Source organism: Flavobacterium chuncheonense (assembly GCF_042686145.1).
Taxonomy (GTDB): Bacteria; Bacteroidota; Bacteroidia; order Flavobacteriales; family Flavobacteriaceae; genus Flavobacterium; species Flavobacterium chuncheonense.
The window spans coordinates 92,286-115,420 of record NZ_JBHUPC010000017.1 but is presented as its reverse complement, the minus strand read 5'-3'; the positions used below and the strand labels follow the sequence as shown (position 1 = coordinate 115,420).

The window sequence follows — 23,135 nt, the reverse complement described above, 5'->3', positions numbered from 1 at the left end:
TCGGGCTTTTTTATTCTTCTAAACTTTCATAACTCTGTGCTTTGGAATACACACGCCATTTTTCGATACACGTTTCAATATCTTCAGGAATAGGCGAATCAAATCGTAAAAATTCCTTTGTAATTGGATGTTCAAACCCTAATGTTTTCGCATGCAGTGCCTGACGTGGTAATACTTTAAAACAATTGTCAACAAACTGCTTGTATTTGGTAAAAGTAGTTCCTTTCAAAATTACATTACCACCATATCGCTCGTCGTTAAACAAAGTGTGGCCAATGTATTTCATGTGTACCCGTATTTGATGTGTACGTCCTGTTTCCAAACGGCAAGAAACCACTGTTACATAACCCAAACGTTCTAAAACTTTATAATGCGTTACTGCAGGTTTTCCTTGTTCGCCATCTGGATAAACGGCCATTTGCATTCTATTAGTTGGATGACGGTCTATATTGCCTTCAATAGTCCCTTCATCTTCCTTAATATCGCCCCATACAATTGCGATATATTCTCTTTCAGAAGTTTTAGCTGCAAATTGCTTGGATAAATAATCCATTGCCAATTCTGTTTTGGCTACTACCAAAAGTCCTGAAGTATCTTTATCAATTCTGTGAACCAACCCGGGACGCTCCGAACTGTTCATTGGCAAATTATCAAAATGATAGGCCAATGCATTAACTAAAGTCCCAGAATAATTACCGTGTCCTGGATGTACCACCATTCCTGCTGGTTTATTGATTACAATCAATTGATCGTCTTCATAAACAATGTCCAAAGGAATATTTTCACCTACCAACAAATGTTCATATGGTGGATATTCCAATCGCACTGTAACCACATCGAATGGTTTAACCTTATAATTTGACTTTACCGGTTCTTCATTTACAAAAACATTACCGGAATCGGCTGCTTTTTGAATCTTACTTCGTGTAGAACCTTCAATCAGATTCATCAAAAATTTATCAATACGTAACGATTGCTGTCCTTTAGCTACTTCAAATCGATGATGTTCAAATAAATCATCTTCTAATCCTTCTTCTGGGTTATTAATCATTGTTTTCGTTTACTTCATTTGTATTCTGTTCTTCATCAAAACTAGATTCACTAAACATTTCTTTACCATCGCCTAGTATAAAATCAAGTTTTGAGTTCTTTTTCACTTTATCTCCCGCATCTAGTTTCTTTCCATTTTGCAAAACTTGAATTACGATGTCTTTAGCAATATGAGGCTTATATGTAATAGTTCCTTCAACCAATCCTAAAGATTTTATGTTAGCCGAAATTTGACGGTACGTTTTGTTTTTCATAACCGGTAACGTTACGTCCATGAACTCACCTGCATTTACTTTTACATATATCTTACGGCCACTTTTAACGGTGTTTCCAGCTTTTGGATCTTGTTCTACAACCGAAAAAGGCGGCAAATCCTTTTTAAAATCTACTGTATCCAAAAGAATTAACTCCAATCCCAATTCTTTAATTCTCTCATCTGCAATTTTAATTTGCATCTTTGATAAATCAGGAACTTTAATTTCTTCACCATGATGCGTTTTAACGCTCAAAAATTTCATTAAGGCAAAAACCATAACGATTATGATACCAAAAGCAATTGCCAATTGGATAACGAAAGTTTTACTTGTTAAGAATTTGGGTAAGCTCATAAATAATAATTTTAGCAAAGATATGAAATCGAAAAGATTTCAAGTTATGAATAAATAATGTAATTTTGTTATGAATATTCTTAACGAAAATATATGAAAAATGTTGCCATAATTATGGGCGGCTATTCTAGCGAATATAAAATTTCCTTGACTAGCGGAAATGTAGTGTATCAAAACCTAGATACTTCAAAATTTAATTTATACCGTATTCACATTTTAAAAGACAAATGGGTTTATGTAGATGACAATGATGCTGAATTTCCTATCGATAAAAACGACTTTTCAACCACTGTAAACGGATCAAAAATCACCTTTGACGTAGTTTTCAATGCCATCCATGGAACCCCAGGCGAAGATGGTTTATTACAAGCATATTTTGAATTGTTGAATATTCCTCAAACTTCTTGCGATTATTACCAAGCAGCATTAACGTTTAACAAGCGTGATTTACTTTCTGTTTTAAAACCATATGGTATTAAAACAGCAACTTCGTACTATTTGAATTTGGGAGACCCAATAAATGAAACCGAAATTTTAAAAATTGTTGGTTTACCTTGTTTTGTAAAACCAAATAAATCAGGATCAAGTTTTGGAATTTCCAAAGTAAAATCGGCTGAGGAATTCTTACCTGCAATCGAAAATGCTTATAAAGAAGATAATGAAATCATAATTGAAAGTTTTCTAGATGGGACTGAAGTTTCCGTGGGTGTAATCAACTTTAAAGGCGAAACTAAAGTTTTACCCATTACAGAAATTGTTTCCGAAAATGATTTCTTCGATTACGAAGCAAAATACCTTGGTAAATCTCAGGAAATTACTCCAGCACGTATCTCGGAAGAATTAAAAGTAAAAGTGGAAACCTTTGCAAAAAAAGCATACGAAGTTTTAAAGATGAAAGGTTTTTCTCGTAGCGAATTTATTATCGTAAACGGAGAACCGCACATGCTCGAAATGAATACTGTACCTGGCTTAACTACTGAAAGTATTTTACCGCAACAAGCACGCGAAGCAGGTATCGCATTACCTGAATTATTTGAAAATGCAATCACATTAGCCCTAAAATAACTATTATGAAAAAATTGATATTCTTTACCTTTTTACTATGTATCCAAATTGCAATTGGACAAGAAAACACTATTCCAAAAGACCAACTAAAAGCAATTCAGGAAACATATAATTGGGGTGAAGAACAATTTTTGATAATCAATTACCGACAACCTAAAAACTTTTGTTCGTATAACAATTATGAAAATCTAGCTGAAAGCGAAAATTGGTTTAAAAACAATGTTTTCAACAAATTGGATTTATCCGGATGCCGTACTATTTTTATCTATGATGATAAAATTAATGCTGGTAACTTTTTAGACTTTACAACGCATTACGATGATGTAGGACATTATTTTCTACAAAAGTTTTTTAACCAAAAAGGATTCTGTTACGGATTACTTGTAATTTCTAAAAACGGAACCTATTTAAAAGAAATGGGCGAATACAATCATAAAAATATAGCGTCCATGATTGATCAATTAAGTTTATAAAAATGAGAAGAGCAATATTTCCTGGATCGTTTGATCCTATTACTAATGGTCATTATGATATCATTAAAAGAGGGGTTTCTTTATTTGATGAAGTTATTGTTGCCATTGGTGTAAATGCAGAAAAAAAATACATGTTTTCACTGGAAGAACGCAAAAAATTTATTGAAGATGCATTTAAAGATGAGCCTAAAGTAAAAGTAATCACCTACACTGGTTTAACTATTGATTTGTGTAAAAAAGAAAAAGCGGATTTCATTCTTCGTGGGTTACGTAACCCTGCCGACTTTGAATTTGAAAAAGCCATCGCGCATACCAATCGTGTTTTATCGCATATTGAAACGGTATTCTTGTTAACTGCTGCGCGTACGTCATTTATTTCTTCAAGTATTGTTCGTGATGTATTGCGAAATGGCGGTGATATTACACGTTTAGTTCCCGATTCTGTTATTATTAAATAAACTAAGTATGATCACTTCTTTTTTAAAAGCCAAACATTGGCAATTATTTACTTTAACAACAGGTATTCCCATCATTTTGTACATAGGATTTATGGTTACTATTTTTAGTCAAATCAGTGAAAATCCAGATACAGCAAATCCGTTTGAAATATTTAATTTTTTTAAATGGTTTCCTCTTATAATGTTATTTATTCTATTTTTTCATTTAGGATGGATTTGGTCAATTGAATATGGTTTACAAAAATACGTCCCTCAAAATATTACATTAAAAATAAAACGATTTAAAATTCTTTTTTTCATCCCTGTAATTTATCTACTCCTGATTAATACCTTTTTGTTTTTAACCTTTACCGATTTCGAAAATAACATTCCTCCATTTTCTCCATTCATAATGTTGTTCATTATTCCTTTACATTTACTTTCCATGTTTTGTCTTTTTCACAATCTATATTTTTGTGCTAAAACTATCAAAACCATTGAATTAAAAAGAGAGGTATCTTTTAATGATTATATTGGTGAATTCTTTTTGATGTGGTTTAATTTTATAGGGATTTGGATTTTACAACCAAGAATTAATAACATTATATCGCAAGAGAAAGAAAGCTAAAATTCAATTAGTCATTTAATAAATTTCGATTACTTACAGAATTGGTTACTTTTGCAACTTAATTTTTTTTAAGCCAAAATTTTCATGCAAAAAGTACTCAACCTTTTCGATTTCAAACAAAAAGTAGATTATAAAACCGAAATTTTAGCAGGATTAACCGTTGCTATGACTATGATTCCAGAATCATTGTCCTTTGCTATTTTAGCTGGCTTCCCTCCTCTTGTTGGGTTGTATGGTGCATTTATCATGGGGATTATTACTGCTATTTTGGGAGGGCGTCCTGGTTTGATTTCGGGTGGTGCTGGTGCAACCGTAATTGTACTTATCGCTTTGATGAAGTCACATGGTTTGGACTACGTTTTTGCAGCTGTTGCCATGGCGGGGGTAATTCAGATTATAGTTGGATTATTAAAACTGGGTAAATTCATACGATTGGTACCACAACCAGTAATGTTCGGATTTGTCAACGGATTAGCGGTTATCATTTTCATGTCGCAATTGGAACAATTTAAATCAATTGTAAACGGACAAACAGAATGGCTTTCAGGCTCACCATTACTAGTTATGGGAGCACTAGTAGCACTTACAATAGCAATCATTTTAGTTTTTCCAAAAATTACCAAAGCTGTTCCTGCTTCTTTGGTTGCCATAATAGTTGTATTTGCTGTAGTGTACCTTTTTAACATTGATACCAAACAAGTAGTAGATATTGCCTCTGTAAGTGGAAGCTTACCTCCTTTTCACCTCCCAAATATTCCCTTTACTTTGGAAACCTTACAAATTATACTTCCTTATGGATTGATCATGGCCGCTGTAGGTTTAACGGAAGGTTTACTAACACTAAATTTAGTTGACGAAATTACCGGAACAAAAGGAAACAGTAACCGTGAATGCTTGGCACAAGGTACGGCTAACATTGCAAATGGTTTCTTTTTCGGAATGGGCGGCTGTCCAATGATTGCGCAAACTTTGGTTAATCTATCATCAGGTTCGAGAGCACGCTTATCAGGTATCATTGCCGCTTTAACCATATTAACAATTATTTTAGTTGGAGCACCAGTTATTGAATTATTACCTATGGCTGCATTAACAGGGGTTATGATTATGGTAGCTATTGGTACATTTGAATGGGCTAGTTTTAAAGCGTTTACTAAAATGCCAAAATCTGATATTTTTGTAATGCTTGTGGTAACACTGATTACCATTTTCTTACACAATCTAGCACTAGCCGTTTTAATTGGAGTAATTATATCCGCTCTAGTATTTGCTTGGGAAAGTGCAAAACGTATTCGCGCTCGCAAGCATATTGATGAAAAGGGTGTAAAACATTATGAATTATACGGACCACTATTCTTTGGTTCTACAACAGCATTTGCTGAGAAATTCGATGTACAAAACGACCCAAATGAAATCATTATCGATTTTGCTGAAAGTAGAATCACCGATATGAGCGCCATTGATGCAGTAAATAAAATCACAGAGCGCTATGCTGCAGTTGGCAAGAAAGTTCATTTAAAACACTTGAGTAACGACTGTGTTGAACTTTTAAAGAATGCTGAAGCGATTATTGATGTTAACATTATGGAAGATCCTACTTATAATGTTATGCCAGGAAAATAAAAGGTTTATAGACTAAAAACTATCAACTTATCCAATATAGAAACCTCCGAAAATCGGAGGTTTTTTTGTATCCAATGCAAAGTAGCTTCTTGGTAAATAAAAACATGGGTTGGGTCATCTTTATAATACCAATCCTCAAATGGTTTTTGATTATTAAAAACAGCTGTTTTACAATATAATTTACCATTTGGCAGTAGCATTTTTTGCAACATTTTGAATTCCTTTAAAGGTTCGTGAAAATGCTCCATTACCTCACAACACGAAATGTAATGGTACTGATTCTTCAATCGCTCCGGTACATTTTCAAAATACAAATCGTAATTTTCAATTTGAAAACCTTTATCCAAAAGCATTTTAGCTACAACTGGCCCCGTTCCTGAACCAAAGTCTAAGCCCTTATCATCAGGAGTAAAATCAGCTAAAATAGCATTTACGATAGGCGAAACAAACTGCTGATAACGGATATCATTCACATCATTATTGTGTAATTCATAATGTGCTTTTTCGGCATCACTTTTTATAAATGTTACTGCTGGACGAAAAATCCCATTACATGTTCCACATAAATAAAAAATGTGCTTGGGTTTATCGCAATATAATGTTGCTGCACCTGAACATAAAGGACACACTTCCATTTACTACTCCTCTACTTTTTTTATTACTTTACGAGCTACTTCAATTTTATACTTTTTCCCTTTCATTTTTTCATCTTTTACTTTTGCAAGTAAATCTTTCACTTTAGGATACTTTACGGCAACAAAAGAAATAAAATCTTTCACTTCAATCAAACCTATATCATCTCTTCCCAATTCTCCTTTTTGAGAAAGGAAACCTACTATATCAAATTTGTTCAGTTTGTTTTTCTTTCCACCACTTATGTAAAGTGTTTGAAAAAGTGGCGCTTTGGGTAGTGACTTGGCATTAGAAACATCCAATCGGCGTTTACCATAATCAAAATAATCTGCTTTTTTTTCTGTCTCATTAACAATGACATAAGCTGTTCCGGTTGCTAGCATACGAGCGGTACGTCCGTTACGGTGAATAAACTCATCTTCTTTTGAAGGCAAATGATAATGAATAACATGTTTCATCTCTGGTATATCCAAACCACGAGCTCCCAAATCGGTGGTAATTAAATACGAAACACTGCCATTTCTGAACTGAATTAAGGCACGTTCGCGTTCGTCTTGATCCAATCCACCGTGGTAAAAAGTAGCAATAATTCCTTTTGCCGTCAACATATCATGAATACGTTCAACCGCTTCTCTATGATTGCAAAACACAATCGCTGATTCTGAATTTAAAGAACAAATCAGTTGAAAAAGTGATTCAATTTTATCTTTCGATTTCGAAAAAACAATCCGAATATCTAAATTTTCATTGTGTTTTTCTTCTTGAATAAAATCTAAAACAGTAGGGTCATTTACCTGTGTATAACGTGGAATTTCAACACCTGAAGTTGCAGAAACCAAAATGCGTTTATTCACTTTGTTCACCTTTCCAATAATGTATTTCATTTCTTCATGAAATCCCAACTGTAATGACTTATCGAATTCATCAAGAACTAAGGTTTTTACATTTTGGGTATCAAAACTATGACGTTCCAAATGATCCGCAATTCGCCCTGGTGTACCTATTAAAAGTGCTGGAGGATTACTCAAATTTTTCAACTCAGTGTCAATAGAATGCCCTCCATAACAAATATTAACTTTATAATGGGTTGCCATTTTCTTCCAAACCTGCTCAATTTGTAAACCCAACTCACGAGAAGGAACCAAAATCAAACATTGCACTCCTTTTACATCTTCTTCAAGCATTTGAAAAATCGGTAATAAAAACGCTAGTGTTTTACCCGAACCTGTTGGAGACAATAATAACACATTAGCATCATTCAAAATAGCATCTTGGGCTACTTCTTGCATTTCATTTAAACTTTGAATCCCCAGATTCAAAAGTACATTGTTGGAAAAAGGATTTTTACTCATGAGGCAAAGATACTATTAATGCACGGAATCAAAATTTAACTTACAGGAATAATTAGTATTTTTGGTTGAATCAAACTCCTTTTCAAATGAAATTATCATTTATTCCACTATTTCTGATATCCATCATAAGCTTTTCACAAAACTTGAAAACACCTTATGAAAAAGGAAACGGTAATCAATCTACAACCTACACGGAATGCATTGCCTTTTACAAAAACTTGGATTCTCAATTTGAAAGCATCAAAATGCAGGAAATGGGGGTAACCGATAGCGGAGAACCTTTGCACATAGTTACCTTTTCAGAAAATAAGAATTTTGATTTCAATAAAGCCAAAGCAACTATTTTGATTAATAATGGCATTCATCCTGGAGAACCTGACGGAATTGATGCTAGTATGATGCTACTACGTGATTTGGCTACACATAAACTACAAGTTCCTCAAAACACTTTGGTTGTGGTAATTCCTGTTTATAATATTGGTGGGATGTTAAACCGTAATTCGTATTCAAGAGCCAATCAAAACGGACCTGAAGCCTATGGTTTTAGAGGAAATGCTCGCAATTACGACTTAAACCGTGATTTCATTAAATCGGATTCAAGAAACTCGAGAAGCTTTCAAGAAATTTTCCATTTGGTCAATCCAGATATGTTTATCGACAATCACGTTTCCAATGGAGCTGATTACCAATATACTTTCACCTGTATTGCTACACATCATCAACGTTTAGGAGGAAAATTAGGTGAATTCTACAAAAAGGAAATGCATCCCGGTTTGATGCAAAATTTGAAAACAAAAAAAATTGAGAGCTCTCCTTATGTGAACATCCATGGTGATATACCCGACAATGGTTTTTCGCAATTTATGGATTCTCCACGTTATGCTACAGGTTACACTACGCTGTTTAATACATTGGGGGCAGTTCCCGAAACTCATATGCTGAAACCGTATCGCGATAGGGTTCGTGTAACGTATGAATATATGGTCAGTGCTATTAATTATGTAGACCAAAACCATACGAAAATCAAAAGCTTACGCGAAGATAATCTGGAAAATTATAAAGCCGGAAAAACGTATCCGCTACAATGGGAAATTGATTCCTCTAAAATTTCCTATATGGATTTTAAAGGATATGAAGCGCATTACAAACCAAGTGCTGTTTCAGGCAAAAACCGATTATACTACGACAGAAAACAACCGTTTACTAAACAGATTCCTTTTTATGCCGATTATAAAGCTACAAAGGAGGTAAAAATCCCAGAATTTTACATCGTACCAAAATCGCAGTGGACTATTATTGAATTGCTTCAATTGAATAACATTGAAATGCAACCTTTGAGTAAAAATACAGAGATAGAAGTTGAAGCATATAAAATTACCAATTATGAAACGGCAAGAATTCCGTATGAAGGACATTATGGTCATTTCAATACTACGGTTTCAAAATCGGTAGAAAAGATAACCTTTAGAAAAGGTGATTATATGATTTCAACCAATCAAAAAGGCGTTAAATACATATTGGAAACCTTGGAGCCAGAGGCCGTTGATAGCTTTTTCAATTGGAACTTTTTCGACCCCATTTTACAACAAAAAGAATACTTTTCGGCGTATGTATTTGAAGATTTAGCTAAAGAAATACTGGATAAAAATCCGCAATTAAAAGCGGAGTTTGAAGCTAAAAAACAAACCGATGCTAAATTCTCAGAAAACGGATATTCGCAATTGGATTGGATTTATAAACATTCTCCTTATTACGAAAAAGCACATTTACAATATCCAATATATCGTATCAAATAAAAAAAGCCATTCTACCCTCGTAGAATGGCTTTTCAATCAAAAAACAAATCTATTTATCAAACCAACTATAAATTTTAATTCCATCCGCCACCTAAAGCGCGGTATAAGCTTACACTAGCTACCATCTGATCTTTGCGAGTTGCAATCAACTCGGCTTTCGCCTCCAAGGCATCTCTTTGCGTTAACAACACTTCCATATAATCCGCACGTGCCGATTGGAATAATTGGTTCGCAATAGAAATCGATTCTTGTAAAGCTTCCACTTGACTATTTTTAAACTGATAGGTCTTTTCTAAATTGTCAATTTTAGCCATTTGATTGACAACTTCTGTATAAGCTTTCAAAATTGTTTGCTCGTATTCAAATGCCGCTTCAATTTGTTTTGCACTAGCATTTTTATAAGTTGCTTTAATTGCATTACGGTTAACCAATGGCATTAAAGCTTCACCTGCAATTGAATACAACAACGATTCTGGTGAGTTCAATAAAAATTTAGGATTAAAAGCCTCAAAACCAACTCCTGCTTTTATACCAAATGATGGGTAAAAATTAGCTTTTGCCACTTTAATATCCAATTTAGCCGCAGACAATTCCAATTCTGCTTTTCTAATATCTGGACGATTTTCAAGCAATTGCGATGGTAAACCTGCATTTAACAAATAAGGTTCACTCTGCATAAAATCATTTGAATTACGCAACACAGGCTGTGGTGTTCTACCTACTAAAAAATTGATTCTATTCTCTGTTTCAACAATTTCTTGTTTTAACTTATAAATCTCACTCTCATTCTTTTGTGCTTCAGCCTCAAAACGTTTTACCGCCAATGAAGTAGTTCTCGCCGATTCCTTCAGTAATTTTACAATTTCCAAAGCATTTTTCTGAATTTCAATATTTGCTTCTAAATTGCTCAATTGGTTATCCAAAGCAATTAATTCATAATAAGAATTAGCAACTTCTGCAACAAGGTTGGTCATTAAGAAATTCTTACCCTCAACAGAAGCCATATATTCCATTACGGCAACTTTTTTAGCGTTGCGTAATTTTTTCCAAACGTCCAATTCCCATGAACTGTAAAGTCCCAACTGATAATTGGCTAATGGCTCTGGAAAACGCTCGTCCTCTCTTATGTTCAAGTTTTCTTCAACAGCACCGTTGCGTGTAAATTTTCCAACTTTCTCCAAATCGGCACCAGCACCAAAATTTAGGTTTGGCAAATACTCTCCTTTACGCGCCTGAATTTCATTATTGGCTCTATTTACTTTTTGCAAAACAATGTTCATCTCTTTGTTGTTTACCAAAGTAGAATCGATCAATTGCTGTAAATATGGATCTTTAAAAAAAGTTTTCCAACTTACTTTAGCAGTATTTGTTCTATCGCCAGCAGTATTTGAATAAGCTGTTGGCAAACCAACTTCTGCTTCTTTAGAAGTAATCTTTGGTATCGCACAAGAATGTAACAATAGCGCGAAAACTCCTAAAAAAGCTACGGTTGTTAATTTATTACTTTTTATCATTTTTCTTTTTATCATCGTCAGTAGTATATTTATAATCTTCCGTTAATGGTTTGAAGTCCTCGTTTTTAATCAATTTTCTTCCTTCTGCTAATTTTCCAAAGATGTAATACAATCCAGGAATCAACAATACTCCGAAAATAGTACCGAACAACATACCTCCCAATGCAGAAGTACCAATAGTCCTGTTACCAATAGCTCCAGCACCAGTTGCACGTACCAAAGGAATTAATCCTGCAATAAATGCAAAAGAAGTCATCAAGATTGGACGGAAACGCACTTTTGCTCCTTCAATAGCAGCATCAAAAATGGACATTCCCTGCTGGTTCTTCTGGACAGCATACTCTACAATTAACACGGCATTTTTACCGAGTAATCCAACGAGCATTACGAGTCCAACCTGCGCATAAATATCGTTTGCCAAACCAAACGCTTTCAACATGAAGAACGAACCGAAAATACCAGCAGGTAACGATAATACAACCGCTAATGGCAAGATGAAACTTTCATATTGTGCTGCTAATACGAAGTAAACGAAAATCAATACAATAGAGAAAATAACTATTGCTTCATTACCTCTCTTAGCCTCATCAAAAGTTAACCCTTCCCATGCCACATCATAACCGCTTGGCAATGTCTTTTTAGCGACTTCATTAATTACTTTAATTGCTTCACCTGACGTGAACCCTTTTGAAGGCACTGCGCGAATGGTCGCAGAATTGTACAAATTGTAACGGGTAATTTCGTTTGGTCCTTGACGTTTTTTCAATTTCATAAATGCCGAATACGGAACCATTTCCCCTTTGTCATTTTTAACATAGTAATTTAATAAATCACTTGGATAACGTCTGAAACTTGGATCGGCTTGTGTATACACTCTGAAGAAGTTATTAAAACGAATAAACCCTTGCTCGAATGTACTACCAATTAAAATGTTCAAATTCTCCATAGCTTTACCAATTGAAACCCCTTTCTGCATCGCAGCTTGATTGTCAATTTCAATTTCGTATTGTGGATAATTTGCCGCATAAAAAGTAAACAATCCAGTTAATTCCTCTCTTTTAGAAAGGTCTTCCATAAACTGTTTGTTGATTTTATCAAAAGTATAATAATCACCACTATTTGTTTTATCCAAAAGACGGAATGACAAACCTCCTGCTGCACCATAACCCGGTACTGCTGGTGGCTCAAAATATTCAATTACGGCACCAAAATCTTTTGTTTCTTCTTCTAACTCTTCAATAATTTCATGAACGGAATGTTTACGATCTGACCATGGTTTCAAGTTAATAATACACGTTCCTGCATTGGATCCCCTACCTTCTGTTAGAATTTCATAACCTGCCAATGAAGAAACCGATTGAACCCCTTCTACATGCTCCACAAGAGCCTGTAATTTTCTTGCTACGGCATTGGTTGTTTCCAACGTTGAACCCGGAGGTGTTTGGATAATTGCATAAATCATTCCTTGATCTTCTCCTGGAATAAATCCAGATGGCAACGTTTCATTAATTGTAAAAATCCCGAAAGAGAAAGCACCTAAAGCGATGAAAGTAACCAACCTTCTGTTTACAATTTTATGTAAAATATCTGTGTAACGTCCTGTTAACTTTTCAAACAATCGGTTAAAAGCATCAATGAAAATTGTAATTGGTGTTTTCTTTCTTGGTGCTCTATGATTGTTTTTCAAAATCATAGCACACAATACAGGAGTCAATGTAAGGGCTACTACACCCGAAAGAACAATAGACGAAGCCATTGTAATAGCAAACTGACGGTAAAATACCCCAACAGGTCCCGACATGAAGGCTACTGGAACAAATACCGATGTCATCAACAATGTAATTGCAACTACGGCACCACCAATTTCTCCTAACACACGTTGCACTGCTTTATAAGGTCCAATATGATCCTCCTCCATTTTGAGGTGAACTGCCTCGACGACGACAATGGCATCGTCGACAACGACCCCGATGGCCAGAACGAGTGCAAAAAGCGTAATCAGGTTAATGGTCAACCCAAACATACTCATAAAGATAAAAGCTCCAATCAAGGAAATAGGAACTGCAATAATTGGGATTAAAGTTGAACGCCAATCTCCTAAGAATATAAACACTACAATGGCTACCAAAACAAAAGCTTCTCCTAATGTATGTACTACTTTTTCAATAGAAGCATCTAGGAAACTCGAAACATCGTAGCTTACTTCATATTCCATACCTGGAGGAAAATTGACTTTAAGCTCTTCTAATTTTTGCTTTACTTGCTCAATTACTTCTGTTGCATTACTACCATATACCTGTTTCAACTGAATAGCTGCTGAAGGGTGACCGTCTTTATTGGAATAAATATCAAAAAACTCACTCCCAAATTGAACAGTACCAATATCTTTTAATTTGATAATTTCCCCTTCCGAATTCGCGCGAATGATAATATTTTCATATTGCTCTGGTGTATTATACCTTCCTTGGTAAACCAAAACATATTCCAATGATTGTGCTTTGATACCTGTAGCTTGTCCTAAACGACCGGGACGACCAATAATACTTTGTTCGGCCATAGCCTCCATAACCTCATCGGTAGAAACCTTATAAGCTCTCATACGGTCTGGGTTCAACCAAACACGCATTGCATAGTTACGGTTACCTAAAATTTGCGCAGTAGAAATACCGTTAATACGTTGAATTTCAGGAATAATATTTACATTGGCATAGTTGTACAAAAACTTCTCATCGGCATGCTTGTCATTACTGTATAAATTCACATACATAAGCATACTTGGCTGTACTACTTGTACAATAACCCCTTCTAACTGAACTAACTCTGGTAAAGTATTTATAACCTTATCTACACGGTTTTTTACATTTACTACCGCCTGATTCGGGTCAGTACCCAATTCAAATAAAATTTGGATTGTTGCCTCACCTGCACTCGTAGCATCGGAAACAATATAGCGCATTCCGGGCACCCCATTAATAGCTCTTTCTAAAGGAATTAAAGACGATTTTTCAAGTACCTCAGCACTAGCTCCTGGATAGGCTAAAGTCACAATTACCCTGGGTGGTGCAATTTCAGGAAATTGCGAAATTGGTAAGGTTTTGATGGACAATAACCCTAAGAATATAATGATAAGCGATACCACTATCGCCATAACGGGTCTTTTAATAAAACTCTTAAACATAATTTATTTTTTTATAGATTACTATTCTGCGTAAAGTTGAAGTGATGAGAACACTTGTTTAGGAGACTGAAAATTCATTTCAATTTTATCTCCGTTCTTCACCTTACGCAAACCTTCTACAAGAATTTTATCGTTTTCAGTAAGTCCCTTTGTTACAATAAATAAATACGGTAATTCTTCTTCAGCAACTGTAATTTCATGTTGACGAATAACATTGTTTTTGTCTACAACAAATACATATTTTTTGTCTAAAATTTCAAACGTAGCTTTTTGAGGAATCAAAATAGCATCTTTATATGGATTTTTAACCACAATATTTCCGGTTTCACCGTGACGTAATACTTTATCTGGGTTTAAGAATGTTGCTCTAAAAGCAATATTTCCGGTTTCATTATTGAATTCTCCTTCAATAGTTTCAACCGTTCCTTCTTGATTGAAAATTTGACCATTCGCCATTTCAAGGTTCACTTTTAATAGCTCATTTTTTGACTTACTCGTCATGTAATTCAAATATTCAGACTCTGGAACATTAAAATAAACCCACATTTTACTATTGTCTGATAATGTTGTTAACAACTCTCCTTCGTCTAATAAACTACCTTCTCTTACATGAAGGTGGTCCATAATTCCTGAGAAAGGAGCCCTGATATCTGTAAAATCTAAGTGTGTTTGTGCTAATCGTACTTCAGCATTTGCTTTGGCTAATTTTGCTTTTGATAATGCTAATTCGTTTTGAGATACAACGTTACGATCTGCTAAAGTTTTAGTGTTTTTGTATTCCAAACTAGCAATTTCTGCTTCTGCTTGTGCCCTTTGCAAATCCGATTGGTAAACGTTCGGCATAATACCAAACATACGCTGTCCTTTTGTAACCGTTTGCCCTTCATCCACATGAATACTTTGCAAATATCCTCTTTCTAAGGCGCGTAATTCGATGTGCCGAATTGCATGAATTTGTGCAACATGCTTGCGTTCTACCAACGTGTCTAGCTTTAAAGGACTCGTTACTAAAAATTTCGCTACTTCTTCCTTTTTCTCTTTTTTTGACTCACAACTAGATAGTGCTATAATAATTGAACACAAGCTTACTAGCGTAAAAAAACGTTTCGCCATTTTTTTTATATTATGTATGATAAATTTGTATTTTTTTAAGTAATGTAAAATGGTAGTTGCCTAATATTAAAATATAAGATTAGCCAATAACATTAAAATTAGGGTGTTTTAATACTTAAAAAATCAAATCCTATATACACAATTTGTGATATAGCGGGGTGCTATTGAGGATAAGTAATGAATATGTTTACTTGGTGCTAAACCATTGTAAAATGAATCGGAAAATGTATTGGTAAATTCACCAATTAAGAAAGCAGAAAAGTAATTCCATTTTTTTAGCGCTGATAAACTGTGCGCTTCTTCTTCTACTTCCGTTTCAGAAACCTCAACTTTGTCATTCTGACTTTCAAAATCAAGTACAGCCTGTTTGTAAGTGGTCTCACTATCGGAATTGAGTGGAATTAAAATAGCGTTATTTTGAACATTCCCGCCTTGTGAATATAAAGCAGAAGTATTTACAAAAACTGTAAATAAACTCCAAAATATTACAAAAAGGACAACAAAATATTTTGCTACTTTTCTATTCATACGGGACAAAATTAGAAAATAATCAATAGGTTGCCTAACAAATTATTGTTAAATACAAAATTTATTCTAAAGACTATTAAAACCTATAAGAACTTCCAAATAAAAAAACCTTAAAATACTGATTATCAACACAAAAACTAAACCTCTTTAGAAATACTTTCGTAGTACTTACTCTCCACAAAATCAATATCTTTAATTGTTTTTCGGGTCCAATCGAGACGTTTTTCTAAAATTTCTTCTTCGGTTAATTTCCAATCTAGATTGGAATTTCTAAGTCTATTGGTTAAATCTTGAATGATAATGGCCGCCGATACTGAAATATTTAAACTTTCAGTGAATCCCACCATTGGAATTTTTAAATAACCGTCAGCATTATTCATAACGTCTTCTGATAAACCTTCTTTTTCTGTTCCAAAAAATAAAGCTGCTGGTTTGGTAATATCAAATTCATGTAAAAAACACGATTCGTCATGAGGTGTAGTCGCAATTATTTGATAACCTCTACTGCGCAAATCTTCAATACACGCTTTATTACTCCCAAATTCTTTAATATCCACCCATTTTTCCGCACCAAGAGCAATTTGTTTGTCAATCGTTTTACTGTATTTCTGCTCGATGATATTAAGTTCTTGTATGCCAAAAACTTCACAACTACGCATTACAGCACTTGTATTGTGCATTTGATAAACGTCTTCTACCGCAATAGTAAAGTGTTTGGTTCTATTAGCCAAAACATCTAAAAAACGTTGCTTTCTGTTTTCTGAAATAAATTCTTCTAAGTATTCTAATAAGGCTTGATCTTTCATTGGGTCAAAATTAACAAACCAAGCCAAGAATTAAAAACGATATGTAGCTTTTATTTTTGCAAAGAACGGTGTACCAGGAGTAAAATGAATTTCTTCAACCGGTTCGGCTTCGTTTTGTAAACGTGACTCCGTTAAAAACTGGGTTTCATTCCATTCCGTATCAAACAAATTTTGGATAAATAATCCAACAGCAAACGATTTGGATAATTGATAGTTGATATTCAAATCCGTAACAAAATAACCTGGTGCTATAATAGTATTGCTTTCATCTGCTGGACGATCTCCCAAATAACGATAGTGAATTGCTCCTGAAAAGCGTTTATAATTGCGTAAACTCAATCCTCCAACAGAAGTCCATTTTGGAGCCAAAGGAATAAAGTCATCACCTTCCGGTTCATCTACACTGCGTGCATAAGCATAATTACCATCAAAATCTAAAAACAAGAAATCATTCAACTGATACCGAATACTACAATCTAATCCCAAACGTTTTGACTTACCAGAAGGTTCCACAATTCCAGCATCACCAACATACACAAATTCTTGATTGGACAAAAGTCCCCAAAAAGCGGTATTGATAATCAATCTAGAAGTAGGCTTTAAAATAACCCCTAAATCAGCACCGTAAACACTTGGTAAAATATCTTTGTTTTGTTGGAGTACCACTCTCGAATCATTGGAATGAAAGCCAATTCCTGTCTTTAAAAAGTAAACCACTTTTTCGTTATGTGCATAACTAAAGTTTAACTTTGGTAAAATCTTAGTCTTGTCATTTGATAAAACCTTGTAAACAGGATTTAATTTATCTTGATAATTGAATTTAAAGTATTCTAATCGTAAACCTGGATTAATGGTGAATTTTTGAAATTGAAAATCAACATTGGCAAAACTAGAAAAATTACTTTCTTCAATATCGCCTAACTGTAGATATTCTAAAACTTCATTTCGATTTAAAGTGTGCGAAAGTTCGATGTTTTTATTTGAATTTACATTTACCCCACCTCCTATTTGATAGTTTACGTTAAAATTGCTGTAATTGTGTTTTGCGTTATAAACCGAATTGAACCCATATAATAATCGATTATCAACTTGTTTAATTTGATCGCCATTAATAGGATCTTCTAAGAAAAAGGTGAAATTTGAAAACAATGTAAAATCATATTTTGAAATATAAGCACTAGTTTTCACAAAGCTATCCTCATCAATCCTTTTATCCATAGAAACAGCAAAATTTGATCGAGAAGTAAAACCTCCTTCTGTATCATCTACAGCTCCAAACCTTGTAATACTGCCATCGTTAACCAATCGCATCGGTATTTGTCCTGATGCATCCCAACGACTTTTAAAATGGGAAACAACAAAATTTAACTTTGTTTGATTATCAAGTAAGGTTGTATATTTTCCGAGTATATTGAATCGGTTAAAATTTTGCGGCGATTCAAATGGACCATCAGTTATGCTATACTCCGTGGCAATGTATGCGTTTGAATTTGTTTTATTTCCAAGTAAATCAAATAATCCAACTGTTCGTATAGTATTAAATTGGCCAACTTCAAAACTTATAGAACTATCATCAAGTCGCTCTTTTGTACTAAAATCGACAAAAGCCGCTGTAGCAAAATTTCCTTTTGATGCTGTATAAGGTCCTTTTCCAAAATTAATCTTATCAATAGTTTCTGGAATAAGAAAGTGTAAATCCGCATAGCCTTGTCCATGCGCATGTGATGGCATGTTGACTGGAATACCATCTGCAGTTATCGCTACATCTGTACCATGATCAATATCAAAACCTCTTAAAAACAGCTGTTCAGCCTTGCCTCCACCAGCATGTTGCCCAATAAATAATCCCGGAACCTTTCGTAAAATTTCTTGAGACGAATTTACAGGATTGTTGGTTAAATCAATTTTAGTAAGGGTTGAATTAATGTTTACACTAGGACTCAACACTACTTCTGACAAACTAAAAACAGTCTCTTCAAGAGATATTCTCAGCGGTTCTGTAATAGATCTTATTTTCCAAGTTATAGGTTTGTAACCTAACTTTGTTAGTTTTAAACTATCGTTGACGGAAGCATTCGTAAGTGTAAAATTTCCAAATTCATTAGTGTGCGTATGAGACAAATTGTTTTGATTGTATACATAAACATCACTTATTGAATTTCCGTAATTATCGACAACAATACCATTTAACGTTTGTCCCAAACCACTTATAGTGGCCGTGAATGCAATAAGGATATAAATAAATTTCATTTGATACTAAAGGCTTTTTATTTGATTTTCAAAATTAGGACCTAATTCAAAAATACTTTCAACCAAATCACGTTTTTTTGAGTTTTCTTGTGATAATTTATTGTTTGCTTTTAAAATTAATTGGTTGTGGTAAACAATTAAAGGTTCGTGGCTTTTGTTTAAGGTATACTTTTTAGCAATAGCATAAGCATCTTCAAATTCCCCCATATTGTAATAGGTCCACGCAAGTAAATCATACGAATTAGCAGTTGGGCGATTTTCTATTTCTCGCTTCGCGATTTGCAATGCTTTTCTCATATCCCCGGGTGTTTCAGCAAATAACAAAGCATTATAACTATTATACATTTCACCGTAATTATTTTTTTCTAATTCTCTAAAATAAGAATTTAATGCTTGTTGTTTTGCCTGCTGATTTTCTGCATATTCATTGATTTCAGCCTTCAGCAAATAAATATCTGGAACTGGATGTTTAAGTTCAATATAACTAAGAATTTCAAGTGCCTCCTCCACATTACGCTCGTGTGAAAAAGCAATCCAAGCAATGCCTTTTAAAGCATACATATTATTAGCGTCGAGCGCTAAAGTCTTCAAATAATATTCGTAAGAATCATTAATACGGCCTGCATGACCATAAAAATCAGCTAAGTTTGAATATATCCAAGTTTTCAAATATTTGTTGTTTGATTCTTCTACCATTACCATAGCCTTTTCCATCACATTAATAGCGTCTTCCAAATTTCCAATATGATCGTTCCATTTAGCCAATCGAATTAAGTAATCAAAATCTTTAAAATCTTGAATATCCGTTAATAATTTCTTAGCCTTTTCATAGTTTCCCAACTCCATATGAACATCAAAAAGCATTTTCAGGGTTCCTTTTTTATTTTCTCCTAATACAAAAGCTTGTTGTAAGTGCTTAAGAGCCTCTTTAAATCGATGTTGTGAAATATAATTTTTAGCAATAGAGCGTTGAATGCTTGCATTTGTACCTTTCAATCGGTTATTACAATCCAATAGCATTTTTTCTGCTGTATACAAATCATCAATATTACCTGTAATATCAAACTGTTGCGAATACAAACCCGAAAGTTTAATTAAATAAGTCAATTGATTGGGAGCATCTTTATACTTTTTAGTCCAAAAATCAATATCATCTTCAATCTTAGAAAGTACTTTGTTTGTATTTATCTGCAAATAGTTTTCATAATCTTCTTTATGTGTAATCTTGTTGTTCTTATTCTTTTGATAGGAATTACAACTTAACACAATTGCTAAAAACAAAACCATTAAACTCGTATATAATTTGTATGTATTCATGACTTATATTTGTTTAGTTTGTAAAAAATGGAAACAAAGGGCATTTGTTTAAGATGCCCGATGTTCATGGTTAAGCAGCAAACTTAATCTCAATTACCAAGGTGAGGCTAAATACGGAAAAGAGGACAAAAAGGGTTTGTCGTTAGCACTTACATTATCCGATGTTAACACACTGTTTTGAGTACCATCAGGACCTCCAAAAATTAACAACAACTCTACGTCAATAACATCATCAGCCAAAGCTCTACCGGTTAACACGTTGGTACCATCAAAAAAGGTGGTTGTTCCTGTTGTTGAAACACCCAATACATCCGTTGCTAATACAGTTGTAAAAGTAGCTGCATCTAGGCCCAATGCATTTGTAGTATAACCAGGGTTCAAAGCCATTAATTGCGATTGAAATGCTGATTGAAAAGTAGCACCCATCATAGAAGGTACAGTAGTATTAAAATTGTCTTTACTACCCGAACTCACAAATACTGTGTTTACAGCTGGGCGCCCCATTTGATCTTGTTGCACATAGGTTCCTGAAAAATCAGGATCATTATTCATCATAATAGACGAATCGTTATCATCATCACTACAACTTGTAAAGGCTAAAGCGACGATTAATGCAGTAAATATTGTTTTATATTGAATTGCTTTCATAATTTCGAAATATTAATTTTTATTTTCTTTTTGTTTCTACCCAAGTGTTTAAAGTACCTGAACCTCCTAACATCGATTTTGGAACTTCGACCACAACCGACATTACATTAGTTCCAGCGAAAGTATCGGTACCTGGATTATTAAATCCTGAAGCGTTACCAGCAATAATTTCAGAATACTGTCCAAAGTCAAAAAAGAATGGATCATCTCGAGGTCCTGCAAAGAAACTTGCTCCTGATGCCCCCCCTACATTTGCTGATTGACCGTACTGTGTTATTGCAACATTTCCTAACGCTGCAGACGTCTTAACAGTGCTCGATGTTCCAGGTGTACCAGGTGCTACTGGTCCGAAAAAGTACATCTTACCATTACGTGGTATGGCTTGAATAACTAGATCTTCAACATTATCACCATTGTTATCAATATTAAATTCAACCATTACATTCTCATCAAATGTAGTAGAAGCTGTTGCCGAAGGTGACAATAAACCTTTTACATTGGCTACAAATACTAAATTATTAGTATTAGCACCTTGGAAAGAATAAAAATCTGTAATATCAGAAGTTCCTCCTTGTACAGCAGGCGCATCAATATGATCGGCTGCGACTAAAACTAGACCTGCAATCCCAAAGAGTGTCAAGCCTAATAGTAATTTTGATTTTTTCATTTTAATAAGTTTTAAATTCGTTATACTAGCACTTACGAGAAGAAGTAAATTTTGGATTTAAAAAAATTGAAAAAAGTTTTTTTTTCTTACATTAGCGATAACTTTATAATCTATGGAACAAGAACTATTAGTAAAAGAATTACTGCTAAAGAATAACAATTCGTTTACCTTACTCTACGACAACTATTCAAAAAATCTTTATGGTGTCATTTATAATTTAATTCGTAATCGTGAAGAAGCTGAAGATGTCCTTCAAGAAGTTTTTGTTAAAATTTGGAATAATATTGATAGTTATAACGAATCGAAAGGACGATTGTATACTTGGATGCTAAACATAGCGCGCAATACCACTATCGACAGATTGCGTTCTAAAGGCTTCAATAACAGTCAGAAAAACCTTTCTAGCGATAATTTCGTATATATGCTAGAAGACAATTCCAAAACCATGAACAGAATTGATGCAATAGGTATAAAACGCTTTATAAAAAAATTAAAGCCAAAATGTATTCAAATCATTGAGTTACTATTTTTCCAAGGGTATACTCAACAAGAAGCATCAGATGAACTCGAAATACCATTAGGTACCGTGAAGACACAAAATAGAAATTGCATGAATGAATTAAGAATGATGATAAATGAATAGTAGAGAATTAATCGATTCCGGTACATTAGAACTTTATGTATTTGGAAAACTTTCTGAAAAAGAAAATCAGGAAATTGCTGCATTAGCGAAACAAAATCCCGAAATACAAGCAGAAATTTTAGCTATTGAAAATGCTGTTATCAACCTTTCACAAAGTGTTGCCCCACATTTATCGGCAACCAACTATGAAAAAATAAGAGCCAAAATATTAGCTAAAAATAATGCAATACCTATTAACCGTCGCACCTCATGGTCAACTTATACGGGATGGGCAGCCGCAGCCGTATTGGTTGTAGGATTCGGTTTCCAGTTGTATCAATTGAACCAATCCAATGCTACAATTGACCAATTGGCTACCGAAAAAGTAGTTATGCAAGAGGCTATCGTTGATTTGGAACTTAAAAAGCAAGAGGCTGAAAATATTTTAGCAATTGTACGTGACAACAACAACATACAAGTTGCACTTGCCGGGCAAGAAGTAGCACCAACAGCATACGCAAAGGCTTATTACAACAAAGAAACCCAAGAAGTTTATATAGACGCTTCGGGATTACCATCTCCACCCGAAGGAAAAGTATACCAAGTTTGGGGTTTAAAACTTGATCCTTTAACACCGCAAAGCATTGGTTTATTAAACGACTTTACAGCTAGTAATACAAAAGTATTCAAAGTTGAAAAAGCGGAAGGAGCTGAAGCTTTTGGAATTACACTAGAGCCTGCTGGTGGTAGTGTTAGCCCTACGCTAGAACAACTTTATACCTTAGGAAAAGTTTAATTTAAAATAAACCATATTATCCAAATTGCTTAAA

21 protein-coding genes are annotated in these 23,135 nt (G+C 34.1%); 8 read left to right on the top strand and 13 right to left on the bottom strand.

Features of this window, described 5'->3' with window-relative positions; translation table 11 throughout:
* Positions 1–10 precede the first annotated feature (10 nt).
* Together ACFS5J_RS11805 and ACFS5J_RS11800 are read right to left on the bottom strand one after the other, a co-directional pair.
* Positions 11–1,051, bottom strand: coding sequence for an RluA family pseudouridine synthase (locus tag ACFS5J_RS11805; protein ID WP_379812408.1), 1,041 nt, complete (start codon positions 1,049–1,051; stop codon positions 11–13).
* Entirely contained in the window at positions 1,044–1,658 is a 615-nt protein-coding gene (locus ACFS5J_RS11800; protein WP_379812407.1) for a PASTA domain-containing protein, read from the bottom strand. Before ACFS5J_RS11800 ends, ACFS5J_RS11805 begins: the two co-directional genes overlap by 8 nt.
* Before the next feature lie 93 nt (positions 1,659–1,751).
* Between ACFS5J_RS11800 and ACFS5J_RS11795 the strand changes: the two genes are divergently transcribed.
* From ACFS5J_RS11795 to ACFS5J_RS11775, 5 genes are all read left to right on the top strand, one after another.
* Complete coding sequence (locus ACFS5J_RS11795; protein WP_379812406.1) at positions 1,752–2,723, top strand: D-alanine--D-alanine ligase; 972 nt, start codon at positions 1,752–1,754, stop codon at positions 2,721–2,723.
* A 5-nt stretch (positions 2,724–2,728) separates the two neighbouring features.
* Entirely contained in the window at positions 2,729–3,196 is a 468-nt protein-coding gene (locus ACFS5J_RS11790) for a hypothetical protein (RefSeq protein WP_379812405.1), read from the top strand.
* Positions 3,197–3,198: 2 nt separating this feature from the next.
* Positions 3,199–3,654 (top strand): pantetheine-phosphate adenylyltransferase, encoded by a 456-nt coding sequence (coaD, locus tag ACFS5J_RS11785; protein ID WP_379812404.1) that lies wholly within the window; start codon positions 3,199–3,201, stop codon positions 3,652–3,654.
* A 7-nt stretch (positions 3,655–3,661) separates the two neighbouring features.
* Positions 3,662–4,261, top strand: a complete 600-nt coding sequence (locus ACFS5J_RS11780; RefSeq protein ID WP_379812403.1) for a hypothetical protein — start codon at positions 3,662–3,664, stop codon at positions 4,259–4,261.
* Between the two features lie 84 nt (positions 4,262–4,345).
* Positions 4,346–5,881 (top strand): SulP family inorganic anion transporter, encoded by a 1,536-nt coding sequence (locus tag ACFS5J_RS11775; protein ID WP_379812402.1) that lies wholly within the window; start codon positions 4,346–4,348, stop codon positions 5,879–5,881.
* Positions 5,882–5,886: 5 nt separating this feature from the next.
* On the opposite strand, the gene ACFS5J_RS11770 is transcribed toward ACFS5J_RS11775, so the two are convergent.
* Positions 5,887–6,516: a class I SAM-dependent methyltransferase gene (locus tag ACFS5J_RS11770; RefSeq protein ID WP_379812401.1), complete on the bottom strand. Its 630-nt coding sequence runs from the start codon at positions 6,514–6,516 to the stop codon at positions 5,887–5,889.
* Between the two features lie 3 nt (positions 6,517–6,519).
* Complete coding sequence (locus ACFS5J_RS11765) at positions 6,520–7,866, bottom strand: DEAD/DEAH box helicase (protein WP_379812399.1); 1,347 nt, start codon at positions 7,864–7,866, stop codon at positions 6,520–6,522.
* Between the two features lie 86 nt (positions 7,867–7,952).
* Here ACFS5J_RS11765 and ACFS5J_RS11760 point away from each other — a divergent pair, with 86 nt between their 5' ends.
* Positions 7,953–9,662 (top strand): hypothetical protein, encoded by a 1,710-nt coding sequence (locus tag ACFS5J_RS11760; RefSeq protein ID WP_379812398.1) that lies wholly within the window; start codon positions 7,953–7,955, stop codon positions 9,660–9,662.
* 74 nt (positions 9,663–9,736) lie between these two features.
* Here ACFS5J_RS11760 and ACFS5J_RS11755 read toward each other — a convergent pair whose 3' ends face one another.
* The 9 genes from ACFS5J_RS11755 to ACFS5J_RS11715 form a co-directional block, all read right to left on the bottom strand.
* A complete protein-coding gene (locus tag ACFS5J_RS11755) occupies positions 9,737–11,176 on the bottom strand; it encodes a TolC family protein (RefSeq protein WP_379812397.1) in 1,440 nt (479 codons plus the stop codon).
* Complete coding sequence (locus ACFS5J_RS11750) at positions 11,163–14,354, bottom strand: efflux RND transporter permease subunit (RefSeq protein WP_379812396.1); 3,192 nt, start codon at positions 14,352–14,354, stop codon at positions 11,163–11,165. Before ACFS5J_RS11750 ends, ACFS5J_RS11755 begins: the two co-directional genes overlap by 14 nt.
* Before the next feature lie 21 nt (positions 14,355–14,375).
* On the bottom strand, positions 14,376–15,467 hold the full coding sequence (locus ACFS5J_RS11745; RefSeq protein WP_379812394.1) for an efflux RND transporter periplasmic adaptor subunit: 1,092 nt from the start codon (positions 15,465–15,467) through the stop codon (positions 14,376–14,378).
* 123 nt (positions 15,468–15,590) lie between these two features.
* A complete protein-coding gene (locus ACFS5J_RS11740; RefSeq protein WP_379812393.1) occupies positions 15,591–15,995 on the bottom strand; it encodes a hypothetical protein in 405 nt (134 codons plus the stop codon).
* A gap of 137 nt (positions 15,996–16,132) precedes the next feature.
* Positions 16,133–16,801 (bottom strand): TrmH family RNA methyltransferase, encoded by a 669-nt coding sequence (locus ACFS5J_RS11735; RefSeq protein WP_379812392.1) that lies wholly within the window; start codon positions 16,799–16,801, stop codon positions 16,133–16,135.
* A gap of 30 nt (positions 16,802–16,831) precedes the next feature.
* Positions 16,832–19,051, bottom strand: a complete 2,220-nt coding sequence (locus ACFS5J_RS11730; protein WP_379812390.1) for a TonB-dependent receptor — start codon at positions 19,049–19,051, stop codon at positions 16,832–16,834.
* Positions 19,052–19,057: 6 nt separating this feature from the next.
* The gene (locus tag ACFS5J_RS11725) at positions 19,058–20,368 is read right to left on the bottom strand and encodes a tetratricopeptide repeat protein (RefSeq protein ID WP_379812389.1); all 1,311 of its coding nucleotides are present in this window, start codon (positions 20,366–20,368) and stop codon (positions 19,058–19,060) included.
* A 93-nt stretch (positions 20,369–20,461) separates the two neighbouring features.
* Positions 20,462–21,016, bottom strand: a complete 555-nt coding sequence (locus ACFS5J_RS11720) for a DUF4331 family protein (RefSeq protein WP_379812387.1) — start codon at positions 21,014–21,016, stop codon at positions 20,462–20,464.
* Positions 21,017–21,035: 19 nt separating this feature from the next.
* A complete protein-coding gene (locus ACFS5J_RS11715; RefSeq protein ID WP_379812386.1) occupies positions 21,036–21,683 on the bottom strand; it encodes a DUF4331 family protein in 648 nt (215 codons plus the stop codon).
* A 112-nt stretch (positions 21,684–21,795) separates the two neighbouring features.
* Here ACFS5J_RS11715 and ACFS5J_RS11710 point away from each other — a divergent pair, with 112 nt between their 5' ends.
* Positions 21,796–22,326 carry an RNA polymerase sigma factor gene (locus ACFS5J_RS11710; protein ID WP_379812385.1) on the top strand — a complete coding sequence of 177 codons (531 nt, stop codon included), beginning with the start codon at positions 21,796–21,798 and terminating at the stop codon, positions 22,324–22,326.
* Positions 22,319–23,101, top strand: coding sequence for an anti-sigma factor (locus ACFS5J_RS11705; RefSeq protein ID WP_379812384.1), 783 nt, complete (start codon positions 22,319–22,321; stop codon positions 23,099–23,101). The genes ACFS5J_RS11710 and ACFS5J_RS11705 overlap by 8 nt, the downstream gene beginning before the upstream one ends.
* Positions 23,102–23,135 lie beyond the last annotated feature (34 nt).